General features: G+C 57.3%; 15 protein-coding genes. 7 read left to right on the top strand and 8 right to left on the bottom strand.

All coding sequences use genetic code 11. The features are described from left to right. Entirely contained in the window at nt 1-1,803 is a 1,803-nt protein-coding gene (locus GOV91_RS11585; protein WP_171235617.1) for a hypothetical protein, read from the bottom strand. Between the two features lie 179 nt (nt 1,804-1,982). After that, complete coding sequence (locus tag GOV91_RS11580) at nt 1,983-2,444, bottom strand: hypothetical protein (RefSeq protein ID WP_171235616.1); 462 nt, start codon at nt 2,442-2,444, stop codon at nt 1,983-1,985. 357 nt (nt 2,445-2,801) lie between these two features. Between GOV91_RS11580 and GOV91_RS11575 the strand changes: the two genes are divergently transcribed. Then, nucleotides 2,802-3,380 (top strand): thymidine kinase, encoded by a 579-nt coding sequence (locus tag GOV91_RS11575; RefSeq protein ID WP_171235615.1) that lies wholly within the window; start codon nt 2,802-2,804, stop codon nt 3,378-3,380. Here GOV91_RS11575 and GOV91_RS11570 read toward each other — a convergent pair. From GOV91_RS11570 to GOV91_RS11550, 5 genes are all read right to left on the bottom strand, one after another. Beyond that, nucleotides 3,377-4,327, bottom strand: coding sequence for a D-glycerate dehydrogenase (locus GOV91_RS11570; protein WP_171235614.1), 951 nt, complete (start codon nt 4,325-4,327; stop codon nt 3,377-3,379). The genes GOV91_RS11575 and GOV91_RS11570 overlap by 4 nt on opposite strands. Then, on the bottom strand, nt 4,327-4,665 hold the full coding sequence (locus GOV91_RS11565; RefSeq protein WP_171235613.1) for a tRNA-binding protein: 339 nt from the start codon (nt 4,663-4,665) through the stop codon (nt 4,327-4,329). The genes GOV91_RS11570 and GOV91_RS11565 overlap by 1 nt, the downstream gene beginning before the upstream one ends. Beyond that, nucleotides 4,658-5,473, bottom strand: a complete 816-nt coding sequence (gene proC, locus GOV91_RS11560) for a pyrroline-5-carboxylate reductase (RefSeq protein ID WP_171235612.1) — start codon at nt 5,471-5,473, stop codon at nt 4,658-4,660. The genes GOV91_RS11565 and proC overlap by 8 nt, the downstream gene beginning before the upstream one ends. A 39-nt stretch (nt 5,474-5,512) precedes the next feature. Further along, a complete protein-coding gene (locus GOV91_RS11555; RefSeq protein ID WP_171091662.1) occupies nt 5,513-6,013 on the bottom strand; it encodes a YbjN domain-containing protein in 501 nt (166 codons plus the stop codon). A gap of 321 nt (nt 6,014-6,334) precedes the next feature. Then, nucleotides 6,335-6,583 (bottom strand): accessory factor UbiK family protein, encoded by a 249-nt coding sequence (locus GOV91_RS11550; RefSeq protein WP_050604795.1) that lies wholly within the window; start codon nt 6,581-6,583, stop codon nt 6,335-6,337. A 97-nt stretch (nt 6,584-6,680) separates the two neighbouring features. On the opposite strand from GOV91_RS11550, the gene lgt reads away from it, so the two are divergent. The 4 genes from lgt (at nt 6,681) to GOV91_RS11530 (ending at nt 10,903) form a co-directional block, all read left to right on the top strand. Then, nucleotides 6,681-7,568 (top strand): prolipoprotein diacylglyceryl transferase, encoded by an 888-nt coding sequence (lgt, locus tag GOV91_RS11545; protein WP_171235611.1) that lies wholly within the window; start codon nt 6,681-6,683, stop codon nt 7,566-7,568. Beyond that, nucleotides 7,565-8,632 carry a class I SAM-dependent methyltransferase gene (locus GOV91_RS11540; RefSeq protein WP_171235610.1) on the top strand — a complete coding sequence of 356 codons (1,068 nt, stop codon included), beginning with the start codon at nt 7,565-7,567 and terminating at the stop codon, nt 8,630-8,632. Before lgt ends, GOV91_RS11540 begins: the two co-directional genes overlap by 4 nt. After that, nucleotides 8,629-9,387: a peptidoglycan editing factor PgeF gene (gene pgeF / locus GOV91_RS11535; RefSeq protein ID WP_171235609.1), complete on the top strand. Its 759-nt coding sequence runs from the start codon at nt 8,629-8,631 to the stop codon at nt 9,385-9,387. The genes GOV91_RS11540 and pgeF overlap by 4 nt, the downstream gene beginning before the upstream one ends. Before the next feature lie 733 nt (nt 9,388-10,120). After that, the gene (locus GOV91_RS11530; protein ID WP_171176140.1) at nt 10,121-10,903 is read left to right on the top strand and encodes a Hint domain-containing protein; all 783 of its coding nucleotides are present in this window, start codon (nt 10,121-10,123) and stop codon (nt 10,901-10,903) included. 119 nt (nt 10,904-11,022) lie between these two features. Here the strand turns inward: GOV91_RS11530 and GOV91_RS11525 are convergent, their stop codons facing one another. Continuing rightward, nucleotides 11,023-11,523: an Lrp/AsnC family transcriptional regulator gene (locus GOV91_RS11525; RefSeq protein WP_171176142.1), complete on the bottom strand. Its 501-nt coding sequence runs from the start codon at nt 11,521-11,523 to the stop codon at nt 11,023-11,025. Nucleotides 11,524-11,739: 216 nt separating this feature from the next. Between GOV91_RS11525 and trxB the strand changes: the two genes are divergently transcribed. Together trxB and GOV91_RS11515 are read left to right on the top strand one after the other, a co-directional pair. Next, a complete protein-coding gene (gene trxB / locus GOV91_RS11520) occupies nt 11,740-12,681 on the top strand; it encodes a thioredoxin-disulfide reductase (protein WP_171176144.1) in 942 nt (313 codons plus the stop codon). Nucleotides 12,682-12,790: 109 nt separating this feature from the next. Then, nucleotides 12,791-14,482, top strand: a complete 1,692-nt coding sequence (locus GOV91_RS11515) for an adenylate/guanylate cyclase domain-containing protein (RefSeq protein WP_171235608.1) — start codon at nt 12,791-12,793, stop codon at nt 14,480-14,482. Nucleotides 14,483-14,756 lie beyond the last annotated feature (274 nt).

Genomic DNA, 14,756 nt, shown 5'->3' with positions numbered 1-14,756 from the left:
CTATTTTTCGGCAGTTACTTTGAAAATTCGGAACGCGTCGCTGGGCGCGCCCGGAATGCTGCTGAGGTAGTTCGGGACCTCGCCTTCAACCAGCCTGGTTTGCAAACCCTTGCCGCCCGACGCCCAGGCCCAGAACTCAGCCCGGGGCGCGGAAGCACAAAGCATAATGTAGTCGACGCCCAGCGCGTCCAATCGCGACGCGATTTCATACGCATCGGATCGGAACAGGTCGATCTGCGCCAGAATCCCTGCGTGATTCCGGTGATAATTTCCGCCCAGAACCGAATGATCCGTGTAGCGCAGAACATGCGCAGCAAAGTCGAAATCAACAAGAATCATGCCACTGGGCAGATCTTGCAGGGCGGCGTAGGCTTGCGGTGCGCGACAAGACGCACCTGTATCAGATGTGTCCTGCCCTACGGCTGCGGCCGTGGCCGAATAAGCGGGCCCGGAAAGCGACCCGATCTGCCTTTCCAGACTGATACCCGCCTTGGGTGAGGCACAGATTACAAATGCCACCATTGCCAACCCTGTGATCACTCGGCGATCCTGAGCATAAGAACAATAAAGCACGCGAAGAATCTGCGCCTGAACCGCCACAAGCGAAACACTGAGGAAGGTCATCATTCGTGTCTGATAAAGGAAGACGAAGAACCCGGCCGCAATCAAAACCAGAAACAAGGTATAGTCCAACCCAGCACGTGATTTGACGGCGAAAGCAAGTGCTGCACCCATCGTAAGCATAGACATGGCCATCAGAGCCAGGGCTTCACCCCTGTGCCGCTCTAACACAACCGAGATATTCTGGGCTTCGGCCACCTGGCTCAGCCAGTAGTCCCGCATGTCCTGAGGCAACGCGTCAATTGGATTGCTGAGGCAATGGGGCGCAAAGGCAAAGGCAACGGCCAGCGTCATGATGCCAACACCAAGACAGGCCCCGAACCGGCCCGGCATTGACCAGCCAGAGCCGATCCAGGCCGCAGCCAAAAGCCCAAGAGCAGCAGCAGTTGCAGGTAAGGCCACACTGAGGGTCAGAGCGTCGCAGCTTGGGTAAAGAAACCCGTCGCGCCCGGTCGTCGCCAGGCTGGTCACCGCAAGAGTAAAGACCAAGGCAACACCGAAGCTTATGGTGCGGTGGCGCGCGGAAGCACCGTTGCAAATCCAGTCGATGGCGCAAAACACCGCGATCAGGGCGATCTGAAGAATCGACTCGGTTCCAACGGACACTGAAAGGGCTAGGCAGACACCCAGCATCCAGGCGGCGTAGCGCCTTTCTTTGCGTAAGACAAAAAACGCTGGTGCCGCAGCAAAGAGAAGAATTTGTAGGTTGTGGTGATCGAACGAGAAATAGTCGAACTTCCGCGAATGTTCGAGCGTCAGCACTCCGATAACCAAGGCCGAGATTGCGCCCTCGCGCCGCCCTAGCACTCCGCCAGTGACCGCGAAGGCCCACAGGGTCAGGGCAGCCAACGAGGCGGGCCAGACAAATGCCGTGATCTGCAAGGCGGTTTCAGCTGGCAGGACCGCACGAAGCGCGACGTATAGCCCGGCAATCGGGGCATCGACCAGGCGGGACCAATGCATCAAGGTACCCTCGTCGGGACCCAGGCGATGCTGATACGTGTCGAACCAGCCTTGTCCGGCCAGCAAATCTCGCACACCGACCAAGCGCATCACATCATCAGACCCTTCGTAATAGCCGCTGAGCGTCATCAGGATCATAAGAACCGCAAAGGCGCACAGAAAACCCCACCGAACCACCGGATCTGTGTGAATCCTGTAAAGCTGTTGCGAAATTTGCATGTTTTTGGATTCTCAACAGTTTCGTCAGCGTCGTGTACCTATCGCAAGGACGTGACTCAATTGAGGCAGGCAGCGCGAACTGGGGCCATACTCTGACCGCTTATGTATAGCGTGCCATACGAACCACGCGACCGGCGGAAACAAGCCGGGATTGGCCGTGACGACAGCGGAAAAGTGACTTAACTGACGCTTTCTTCTTCCAGGTGAAGCTTCATCTCGATCAGGACCTGTTGCAACAAACTGGTTTCTTTCAACAGCCGCTTGGCCTCGTTCACGGTAATGATTCCGTCTTCTATGGCCGCCTGATATTCAGTCATCAGCATCGCAAACCGCTGGCTGAGCGCGATCACGTCCGAGTTTACACCACCAGTGCGCGGTTCTTCCGAATTGCGGTCGGTATAAGACAAGGTGATGTTCTTCAGATCCGCCAAGGCCGACGTGACATGCGGATAAGTTGCCGCGTTTTCAAGACGGGCTACGGCGTCCACAGGCATGAACCTGTCTGCGTGTTCGGCATTGTCGGAATAGTACCGGCCCAATGTGGCTTTGGATTTCCTGGTAATTTCACATGCGGCTTCGATTCCGACGTCTTTGACCAATGCTTCTGTATGCTTTTTCAGATAGGCCCCAATATCTGCCATTGTTTTACCTTTGTTACCTGCAATCGCCTGCCCGGTGTCCAAACGGGGGAAAGCGCCGGGAAATTTCCCATAACAGATTCATAATTGAAATGTCATACATTGGCTATCCCTCAGATATGCGAGGGATTTCGTGAGTGAGTGGCGGCAGTTCATGCCGGTAATGAGTGATTGCGAGGTGGTATTGTTTGGGCCTCGCTCCGTTTTGGCCACATGTTGGCCGACGGCGTCGCTGTTGCAGATGTGGGGGTTCCATCCCCTAGAGCGTAGCTCGGCCCCTGCAAAAGCAACGGCGACGTCGCTTCCGTAAAAAGCGATTGCCGTCTTGTTCATGCTCTCCAAGCGTTTTAGACCCCGGTCATGGCAAAGCTGTATTTCAACTATTCGACCATGAACGCGGGTAAATCGACCGTGTTGTTACAAGCCTCGCACAACTATCGCGAGCGCGGGATGCAGACCTATCTGATGACCGCTGCCATTGATGGGCGCGCAGGTGCCGGACGGATTGCATCGCGCATAGGTATTTCTGAACAGGCTGATATGTTCCGGCCCGATGACGATGTGTTTGCCATGATCGAAAACCGCCTGAACCAGGGTCGGGTTGCTTGCGTTTTCATCGACGAAGCTCAGTTTCTGTCAGATGATCAGGTCTGGCAATTGGCGCGTGCCGTGGATGATCTGGATGTACCGGTATTGGCCTACGGGCTGCGGGTGGATTTTCGTGGCAAACTTTTTCCCGGATCTGCCGCTCTGCTGGCCCTAGCCGACGAAATGCGCGAGGTGCGCACCATCTGCAAATGCGGCCGCAAAGCCACAATGGTGATTCGTCAGGACGAAAACGGCAATGCCATTACCGAAGGTGCCCAGGTGCAGATCGGCGGAAACGAAACCTATGTCTCGCTCTGCCGTAAGCATTGGCGCGAGGCCGTGGGCGACTAAACCGGGTTGGGCAGCGCCCTACCCGCCACATGAGCCACCACGTTATCAAGCGCCATATGGCCCATGCTGCTGCGCACTTCTTCGGTTGCTGTGCCGAGATGAGGCAGCAAGGTGACATTCTCCATATTGCAGAGGGCCTGAGGTACTTTGGGTTCGAACTCGTAAACGTCCAGCCCGGCTCCTGCGATCTGACCTGATTGAAGCGCCGAGATCAGGGCCGCTTCGTCCACGACCTCGCCCCGCGCAATGTTGACCAGAATGGCCGAAGAATTCACCGCCTCAAGAACCTGCGCGTTGATAAGATGTCGGGTTTCGGCGCCGCCGGGTACCGCGAGCACAAGGAAATCGACCGAAGCAGCCAGTTTGTGCAGATCAGGTGTGAACTCTGCTGGGAAATCCAGATCTTTGACGTTGCGGGACTGATAGGCCACCTGCATGCCAAAGCCGAAATGACAACGACGCGCGATGGCTTGCCCGATGCGGCCCATACCAACGATTCCAACGCGCTTACCTGTCACGTGATGCCCAAGCATCTGCGTCGGGTGCCAACCCTGCCACTGGCCCGATCGGACCAACCGCTCGCCTTCGCCTGCGCGACGCGCCGTGGTCAGCAGCAGGGTCATAGCGATATCTGCGGTTGCATCGGTGACCGCGCCAGGCGTGTTGGTCACCTCAATCCCTGCCGCGCGCGCGGCCTCGACGTCGATATGATTGTAACCAACGCCGAAATTGGCCAGTAGCTTGCAGCGCACTGTACCGGCACCTGCAAAAACCTGCGCCGAGAACAAATCGCCCAGTGTTGGCACAACAACGTCAAATTCCGTCAAAGCAGACGACATTTCCCGCCGCGACATGGGCAGAGTGTTTTCACGTATCTCCACGTCGAACTCGGTACGGGCGCGGGCCTCGACCGCCGGTGTCATTGGGCGCGTGATCAGCAGCTTCATCAGTGCATCCGTCCGCCAGTTAGAACTTTGCCATCCGGTCCGATCAGAACGATCTCGCCGTTTTCATCAGGCAGGCCCAGCACCAGAACTTCAGACATGAACTTGCCGATCTGGCGCGGCGGGAAATTGACAACCGCCATGACCTGCTTGCCCACCAGAGCCGACGGATCATAATGCGCCGTGATCTGAGCCGAGGTTTTGCGCTCGCCGATTTCCTCACCGAAGTCGATCCACATCTTGATCGCGGGCTTGCGGGCCTCAGGATACGGCTCTGCGCGGATCACCTCGCCCACACGGATGTCGACCTTGAGAAAGTCGTCGAAAGAAATCTCACTCACGTGACAGCTCCTTGGATCGGTCGGTTGCCGCCTTTACGGCGCGGTGCAGCAGATCGGGAAAGCCCTGCTCATCATGCATCAAAACTTCAAGCGCGGCCTGCGTGGTACCGTTTGGAGAGGTCACATTGATGCGCAGTTGCGTTGGGTCATCCTCGGCGACCTTGGCCAATGCACCGGCCCCCGCCACCGTGGACTTTGCCAGTTTCATCGCCAGTTCCGCAGGCAAGCCCTGCGCCTGTCCGGCGGCGGCTAGCGTTTCAATCAGGTGGAAAACATAGGCCGGACCAGAGCCGCTGAGTCCGGTCACGGCGTCCATCTGCGCCTCATCCTCAAGACGCACGGTCTCGCCCACTGCCGACAGCAGGTTTTCGGCCAATGTCAGATCATCACCCGAAGCGTGGTTGTTGCCGATCAGTGCCGTAATACCCTGGCGGATCGCCGCAGGCGTGTTGGGCATCGCGCGAATGATGGGCGTGTCGCTGCCCAGAACGGATTCAAATGTGGCAATCGATGTGCCTGCGGCTACCGAAACAAACAGGCTTTTACCACCGCCCAGCGCCTGAATGGCTGGCAAAGCTTCACCCATCATTTGGGGTTTAACGGCGACAAGTACCACGGCGGGCGCTTCGGGCAGTGGGGTGTTGATGTTGACGCCTTGCGTTTTCAACCAGTCGGACGGGTACGGATCGATCACCCAAACGGACGCTGGCGGAAGGCCGTGTTCCAGCCATCCCGCCAGCATTGCGGACCCCATCTTTCCGCACCCCAGAAGCACAAGCCCCTGTTCGGCCACACGCGTCATGTCCATTTGCCCCTCCCGCGTTACATATCGGTTTGGGGCAAAGCTTTACGCCCGGCCGTAGGCCTCTGCAATGGCCACTTGCATGGCTTCTTCTGGCTCTCGATTACCCCAGGTCACCAGTTGGATCGCGGGGTAATACCGCTCGGCGCTCATCACGGCGGCGGTGATCATCGTGTTGATCTGATCCGCACTGGCTGTCTGTCCCCCTGCAAGGACCAGCCCATAGCGGTAGACCATCAGCTTCTGGTTTGCCCAATAGGTGAAGGCACCTGCCCAGCATTGGTCATTCATCTTGTTCAGCAGCTCATAAAGCTGCATTTCACGCTCTGCCGGGGGCTCCATCTCAAAAGAGCACACCATGCGCAGCGTTTCGTCATAGTTGGACCAGGCCAGAGTGATCGAATAGGTCCGCCACTGTCCTTCGACAGCCATGGCGATCTGATCGTCCCCTATACGATCAAAATCCCAGTCATGGTGTTCCGCCAGGTGTTCAACAATGTCGATCGGATGAATGTCTTCTTCGAGATACTGCTCGGAAAGGGCCATAATGCCACCTCACTAATCTCTAGCAATTTGGGGCTGGCAGCGCCCCAGCGCTAGTTGCCTGCTCTACAAGCCGGGCTTCCTCCGTGGGCCTGTACTAAACATGGTGCGATGTGGCGTGAGTTCTGGCAACCCTATTTCTTGGGGATAACAGCAATAAGTTGTGGACAGTCGGCAACGGCGATCAAAATATTGGCGCTCGCACCAGCTTTGTCTTGATTAAATTCTGCGATGCGTCAAAATACACATCACCGCACAATCCGGGCTGGATTGCGCGAAGTTAAAGCTTGTCCAACAACTTTGAAAACAGCAAACGCCGGGGCGTTATTTGTCCAGTTTCGCCTCAAGCGCTGCGATGCGGGCCTCAAGCGCTGCGTTTTCTTCGCGCGCTTTCTGGGCCATGGCGCGGACAGCGTCGAATTCTTCGCGGGTGACGAAATCGCGGTCGGCCAGCCAGCGGTCGATCATCGACTTCATCGCGTTCTCGGCCTCTTCCCGCGCGCCTTGCGCCACGCCCATGGCGTTGGTCATCAGTTGGGACACGTCGTCCAGGATCTTGTTGCGGGTCTGCATGTGTACACTCCGGTCTCACGGTTTATCTGTATATGGGCAAAGAATGGCGCAGGCTCAAGGTTGACTTGCCCTGCAAACCCCGGGCAATGAGACGCACATGCAGGCTGTTCTGAATTTCCCCGATCTGTCGCCCGAATTGTTCTCGATCTCACTGTTCGGGATGGAGTTCGCGTTAAGGTGGTATGCGCTGGCCTATATTGCCGGAATTCTGATCGCCTGGCGACTTGCCGTTGTGGCGCTGCGGCGCCCGGCCCTGTGGCCCGCGGATACTCCTCCGATGAAACCGGATCAGCTGGAGGATCTGGTCACCTGGATCATTCTGGGCGTGATACTGGGTGGGAGGCTAGGCTTTGTCCTGTTTTATCAGCCTGCCTATTACTTATCGAACCCGTTAGAGATTCTGAAAGTCTGGCAAGGCGGCATGGCCTTTCATGGCGGCCTGCTGGGCGTCATCCTCGCGTCTTATCAATTTGCCCGCCGACATCAGATCCCCGCCCTGTCGCTGGGTGATCTGGTCGCCTACACCGTTCCGCCCGGCCTGTTGCTGGGGCGAATCGCCAATTTCGTCAATGCGGAACTGTGGGGCCGCCAAAGTGAGCTGCCTTGGGCCGTGATCTTCCCCGGATTCGCCGCGCAGGACTGCCCCGGCGTGGTTGCGGGAATGTGCGCAAGGCACCCGTCGCAGCTGTATGAAGCCGCGCTTGAGGGTGTGTTGTTGGGCGCATTGCTGCTGTGGCTGGTCTATCGCAGAGGGGCCTTTAAAAAACCGGGCATGATCATGGGCCTGTTTCTGGCCGGGTATGGCGCGTCCCGCTTTATTGTCGAGTTTTTTCGCCAACCGGATGCTCAGTTCGTGTCACCCGGCAACCCGTTGGGACTGGCTTGGCATGTGGGCGGCAATGGCCTGACTATGGGTCAAATCCTCTCACTGCCGATGATCGCGATTGGCCTTTGGCTTGCCCTACGCGCGCGGCGAGCGGCATGAGCCTGACCGATCACCTGATCACCCGCATCCAGCAGGATGGACCAATGAGCGTGGCAGATTATATGGCCGAGTGCCTTCTGCACCCCACGCTGGGCTATTACACAACGCGCGATCCGTTCGGGACCAAGGGGGATTTCACCACCGCGCCGGAAATCAGTCAGATGTTCGGGGAACTGATCGGCCTGTCCCTGGCGCAGTGCTGGATGGATCAAGGGCGACCAGCGCCTTTCACCCTGTGCGAGCTTGGGCCAGGGCGCGGCACATTGATGGCCGATGTTCTACGCGCAACGCGGTCTGTGTCCGGGTTCCACGACGCCGCACAGATCGTGCTGGTCGAAGCTTCACCCGTATTGAAAGAGATACAGGCAGAAACCCTGAAAGATCACCCGCCTCAATGGATCGACAGTGTCGCAGAGCTGTCAGAACAACCATTGCTGCTGGTGGCAAACGAATTCTTTGACGCTCTGCCCATTCGTCAGTTCCTGCGCGAAGGCGACGGATGGTGTGAACGTCTGGTAGGTGCGCGGGATGGCGCTTTGCTGTTTGGGCGGGGTCCGAACGGACCTCAAGTGGCGCTGAATGACAGACTCGCAGATACAAAAGAGGGTGATCTGGTCGAATTGTGTGCGGCAGCGATTCCGATTCTGACCGTGGTTGCTGGCCGGATCGCCAGCCATGGTGGTGCGGCTCTGATCGTCGATTATGGTGACTGGCATTCGCTGGGCGACACGTTGCAGGCCCTGCAAAACCACGAACGCGCCGACCCACTGGCGGCACCAGGCCTGGCTGATCTGACGGCACATGTGGATTTTGAACCTCTGGCCATTGCCACCCGCGCCTGTGGATGCCGCCACACGCGGTTGACCCCGCAAGGCGTGTTTTTGGAACGGTTGGGCATTACAGCCCGCGCGCAGGCGTTGGCAAAGGCGTTGAGCGAATCCGAGCTGAACTTGCTGATTGCCGCGCATCGCCGGTTGACGCATCCCGACGAAATGGGAAATCTGTTCAAAGTTATGGGCCTTTTCCCGGCCTATGCCGCCCCACCGCCAGGATTAGAACCATGACATTGGAAATTCTAACCTCAGACTTGCTGTCGCCTTTGCGCCACGGGTTCTTCACCCGTCGCGGCGGGGCCTCGTCCGGGATATTTGACGGGCTGAATTGCGGCTACGGCTCATCCGATCAATCCGAGGTCGTGGCGCTGAACCGCAAGCGGGTGGCTGACGCAATGGATGTCGCACCCGAAGCCATGATCGGGGTGCATCAGGTCCATTCGCCTGAGGTTCTGACCGTAGACGGCCCGATTACCGGCGACAGACCAAAAGCCGATGCCATCGTCACTGCAACCCCTGGTCTTGCCCTGACGATTCTGACGGCGGATTGTCAGCCCGTCTTGTTTGCCGACCCGGATGCGAATGTAATCGGTGCAGCCCATGCGGGCTGGCGCGGGGCGTTGGACGGTGTACTGGAGGCTACGTTGGCCGCCATGGAGGCTTTAGGGGCCAAACGCAACAACGTCAGAGCCGTGATCGGCCCGAGTATTTCACAACGCGCTTATGAAGTGGGCCCCGAGTTTCTGGACGCTTTCATAGCGGAATCCCCCAATAACGCCCGGTTCTTTGCCAATGGCCAGGATGACCGGCTGCAATTCGACTTGCCCGCCTTTGGCCTGAACCGGTTGCGGTCGGCTGGCGTTGGGCAGGCGGAGTGGACACGGCATTGCACATATTCGGACTCTGACCGGTTCTATTCCTATCGTCGCGCGACACATGCGAAAGAGGCCGATTACGGCCGGCTTATCTCGGTCATAAAACTGTGATTCAGCCCCAGATTTAGACGCCCCGCCTCTTTTCCGCCACATTTGTTGTGTTTACCGGACCCAAGAATCGTAACGAGTTTTGCCAGCCATCAGATGGCTATCTGACGCTCCTTTTTTGAGCGCTGGTGTGTTGAGTGAAAGGACTGTGCATCTTTATCTCTTGTCTGCAAAACATCCCGGATAAGCCTTATACCTGCCGCAAATCGGCGTCACAAAAGGTTCATGAAGGATGCGGGAATGACCTTCCCGAGCAATGCAGGACCAGAATTATGAAATCCAAATCCCGCTTTCTCAAAGCCATGGTCGCCGCCACTCGGGACCAGAAGCTGGAAATGCCATGGAAACGGGTATCAAGCCATTCTGCCAGAGTTGCCAGCCGCATTGTGGTTCGGCGCTGAAGCAGGATCACCCCAAGACCAAGCTGCGGGTCTGAAGACGGGGTAAGCGCGCAGCGGGCATGCTCCGGCCCGATGTTGCGTAAGTCGTAGGTAAAAATTTACGACTTTTTTCAGGAGTTTGTGTGTGTGCGGGCAATTTTCGCCCGTGAAGTACGAGTTTGTCTGGGGGGTCAATGTGTTGACCATTGGAACGCGAGATTTAGTCGCCATGCGGGGCCAGAACGGTCACCGTCCAACGGTCTTCCATTCGTTTCAAGACAAAGAACCTGTTCGTCAGGTGGGCCTGTACGGGGGTACGGCAGGCCTGTTCGGACATTTGAGGGGACGGAATATTTATGACTATTCCTAATTCATTGGCCCGAGCGGCCAGAAATGCCATCGAAACGTCGGCTATGCTGCGGGAAGCACCGCGACCGGTCGCGAAACCCAAGGCGCAATTGCGCCGCTACGAAGTCAGCAGCCTGTTGCCAAACGGCGACGTGGCTCAGACCCGTCACATCGCGCCCGCTCTGCCGATGTTCGAAGACGCCTTTTGCGCTTTTTCGCGTGGGTCGTTGGTTGAAACGGAACATGGGCCAATGGCGATCGAGGACCTGATGCCGGGGGACACGGTTCTGACGCAAGATGGCAGCTCGCAAACGGTGCTATGGAAAGGGTCAGTCACTCTGATCCCTGGGCGCGAAGATTCTCGCGGACGCACTCGTCCGTTAACGCGGATCATGGCAGATACATTCGGAATGCAAAAACCGATGTCAGGTGTAATCGCCGGACCCGCAGCGCGAATCGTGGGCGCTCCGGCGCATTTGCGGCACCTGCACGGCGGGGAACCGATTCTCACGCCAGTTTCTGAATTTCAGGACGGGATGGGTGTAATTGAAACAATGCCTCCAACGCCTGTCGAACTGTTTCACATTTGCCTGAAACGGCATTCCGTTATTCGTGTAGATGGTTTACAGTTCGAAACATATCACCCAGGTGTGAACGCGGTTCGCATGATCAGCCATTCGTTGCGGTCGATTTATCTGAACCTGTTCGCTCACATCGAGTCGCTCAACGATTTCGGTCCGCTGCTGATGCCACGCGCCGGAGACGGAGAGATCGACGCGATGTCGGCCTGAGTGTGATAATGGGTACTGCATTATGGGGGGCATCATGCAGCTGGTATTAAGTTGGGTTCTATCCCTTGCGGTGGCTGCAATGCTGCCACCAATCACCGCACAGCCGAAACGTGTGGGCGTTACGCCATCCGGTTCATGCGTTCTTCCAGAACGTCGAACGGCACGCCTGGCTCGTCTTTTGCGCCGCGGATGACAAGCGAAGTCTTGACGCTGGCCACGTTGGGCGTGGTCAGCAGTTCACCGGTCAAGAATTGCTGAAAACTGCTGAGATCAGGTGCCACGCATTTCAGGATGAAATCGACCTCGCCATTCAGCATGTGGCATTCCCGGACCAGCGGCCATTCGCGGCAGCGTTCTTCGAACGCGCGCAGCTCGGCTTCGGCCTGGCTGTCCAGACCGACCATGGCGAAGACTTGCACCTCAAAGCCCAACTCACGTGAATTGACGTCGGCGTGATACCCGGTGATATAGCCGGATTCCTCAAGTGTGCGCACCCGACGCAGACACGGCGGCGCCGAAATGCCGACCCGTTTGGCCAGTTCAACGTTAGTCATGCGACCGTCTGCCTGCAATTCCGCCAGAATCTTGCGATCAATGTCATCCAGCCGAGTCGTGACCATAGAATGCTCCTGGTTTTTCGGTTCTTATATCAGCCCCCTAAGCGCGCGCAATAATGTTTCGCACATGCGCAATTTTCTTTGTTTTCTAATCACTCAATTGCTTAATGTGCAGCGCAGGGGATCACAATCAGGATGGGGGTTTAAGCCGGGTCAGTCGATCGCTATATCGGGGCGACGGGCTAAACGCCCAATTCAGGCAATTCGAGCGGGGATAGCATGGCCGACACACGACACACTAAGGTTCTGATCATCGGGTCAGGACCTGCAGGATACACCGCAGGGGTTTACGCCAGCCGCGCCATGCTAGAACCCATTCTAGTTCAGGGGATCGAACCTGGCGGTCAGCTGACTACAACGACGGAGGTCGAGAACTGGCCCGGCGACACCGAGGTTCAGGGCCCGGACCTGATGGTGCGCATGCAGGACCATGCAAAGGCAATGGGCTGTGAGGTGATCGGCGACATCATCAGCGATCTGGATCTCAGCCAGCGCCCGTTTACAGCCAAGGGCGACAGCGGCACGACTTACACCGCAGACGCGGTTATTCTGGCCACTGGTGCGCGTGCGAAATGGCTTGGCCTACCGTCCGAAGAGAAATTCAAAGGCTTTGGCGTCTCGGCCTGTGCCACCTGCGACGGGTTCTTCTATCGAGGACAGGAAATCGTGGTCATCGGTGGCGGCAACACTGCTGTGGAAGAAGCTCTGTTCCTGACCAACTTCGCCAGCAAGGTGACCTTGATCCACCGCCGGGATGAGTTGCGGGCCGAAAAGATCCTGCAAGACCGGCTGATGAAAAATGAAAAGATCGAACCGTTGTGGTTCCACGAATTGGACGAAGTGATCGGAACGGACGCGCCTTTGGGCGTGGAAGGCGTTCGCGTCAAGCACGTTAAAACCGGCGAGATCACGGAAATCCCTTGCAAGGGTGTTTTTGTCGCCATAGGCCACGCCCCTGCGAACGAGCTGGTCAAGGAGACGCTGGAAACCCATATGGGCGGCTATGTCGTCACCAAGCCGGGCACAACTGAAACGTCGGTTCCCGGCGTGTTTGCGGCAGGTGATCTGACAGACCATGTTTACCGTCAGGCCGTCACAAGCGCTGGCATGGGCTGTATGGCCGCACTGGATGCCGAACGTTTTCTGGCAGAAAACGAATAGTAACGATTTTTGGTCCCCGGCACGGGTCGGGGACTACGCCCCTCCGCCTTGACCCTTTCACAGTGCCGTATCAGGATTGCTGCAGAACGGGCGAAACACGGGTGAGCTTTTGAACAACGCTCTTTGGCGCGGCGGGTGGGCAACCCGACTTCGGATCGGCAGCGGCCTGATCCTGTTTGTTTTCGCGTTTTTTCACTTCATCAACATTGGCCTTGGCCTGTTTCACACCGATTATCTGCACGGAATGCAAGACGGTCGGAAAGAGGTGACGCGCCACGACGCCATGAGCGTGCTTCTCTACGCGGCGCTGTTCGTTCATGCCGGTCTTGCCCTGGTATCTATCGCGCAGCGCAGGACATTGCGCATGCCATTCAGCACAGCACTTCAGGTGGTGTTGGGCCTGCTGATCCCCTTGCAGCTGATCTCGCACATCATTCACACCCGGGTCGCGCATGAGGTTTATGACGTCAATGACGAGATGGGATACATCATCATCCTGATGTGGCCCAGCATTGCGGTCTGGATGCAAAGCGCGCTACTGCTGGTTGTCTGGGTGCATGGCTGCATCGGCCTGCACATGTGGCTGCGGTTGACAAAATGGTGGTCGCGTACCGCACCTTACCTGATCGGCGTTGCCGTCTTTGTGCCTCTGTTCGCGCTGGCTGGCCTTCTGACCGAAGGCCGTCGCATCTGGGCCGACTTCGCCGACGAGTTTCTGCGCGAGCAGTATATCGAGCACTACAACTGGCCGTCTCCCGAAGCTTTTCAAACCCTGTTCAGCGTCAAGGACAATGCCCTGATGGCCTTTTGGCTGGCACTTGGCGCAACAGGTCTGGTTTTCATCGGACGCAAACTCTGGCGACGCAGGCATTCGGTGCGCGTTTCCTATGCCCTAGGTCCGGATGTAGTCGCGGAAAAGGGAATGACGCTGCTTGAGATTTCCCAAGCCAACGGCGTGCCCCATGCGGCCCTATGCGGCGGTAAAGGACGCTGCACCACATGCCGCGTCATTGTCGAGGATGGCGGTAACGCGCTGCCGCCACCCAGCGACGTCGAGGCGCGCAGTCTGGCCGCTGTCGGCGCGTCCCCCCAGACGCGGCTGGCCTGTCAGATCCGTCCAACCGAGCCGACCACCGTCTTTCGTGTTTTCCGGCCGGATGGCGGCCGCATCCGTGGACACGCCAGCCAAGGAGAGGAACGCCAACTGGCGGTGTTGTTTCTGGATATGCGCGGCTTTACCGCCCGCACGACGGGGCAGTTGCCCTACGACATCGTGTTTCTGCTCAACCGATTCTTTGATGCGGTGGTGCCAGCCATTACAGACGAAGGCGGCATCGTGGACAAATATATGGGCGACGGTCTGTTGGCGGTTTTCGAGAAACGCGATTCTGCGGCCTCTGCTCGCGCTGGGTTAAATGCGGCGATAGCGATCAGCCGGGCGCTGGATCTATTCAACCAACAGCTTGAGGCTGAAGGAAGCCCCGGAATTCGCATCGGAATGGGCCTGCATCTTGGCGACCTGGTTCTTGGTGAAATCGGCGCACAAGGACATGCCGCAAAAACAATCATCGGCGATGCGGTCAATGTAGCCAGCCGTCTTGAGAGCGAAACCAAAGCTCTAGGAGTTGAACTGATGGTTTCTAACGAATTACTGCGCGCCGCAGATGTAGATGTGGCACAGGCAGATATCCGAGCTCTCGAGCTGCGTGGCGTCTCGGCGCCGATTCCTGCTCTGCCAGTGATGCGCGCCTCGCAACTAGAGCCAAACGTACAAAAACAGGAACAGTCATACTCTGCGTGAGGGAATTAATTCCATTCCATAGAACCATGTTACACGGCGTGCTTCCAAGTCAGAAATTCCTTCCAATTCGGAAAAAATCAGCGCATATCCTCCTTTGTTTCATTGACGCCGGTGGACTTTGCCTAACAGTCGGTGCAAACGCACCAAAAATGCCACTACCCACTGGCTAATCAACACTGCGATAAGAGTATTCCAATGACGATGTTAAGCAATCTGGCCCCAATCCCGGAACTTTATGTGTCCTATGAGTCTGCTCAGAAACTTAAGTTCGAAG

This window comes from Ruegeria sp. HKCCA6837 (genome assembly GCF_013034475.1).
In the GTDB taxonomy this organism is placed as follows: domain Bacteria; phylum Pseudomonadota; class Alphaproteobacteria; order Rhodobacterales; family Rhodobacteraceae; genus Ruegeria.
Note: the sequence above shows the minus strand (reverse complement) of the source record. Positions and strands in the feature narration are given on the sequence as shown.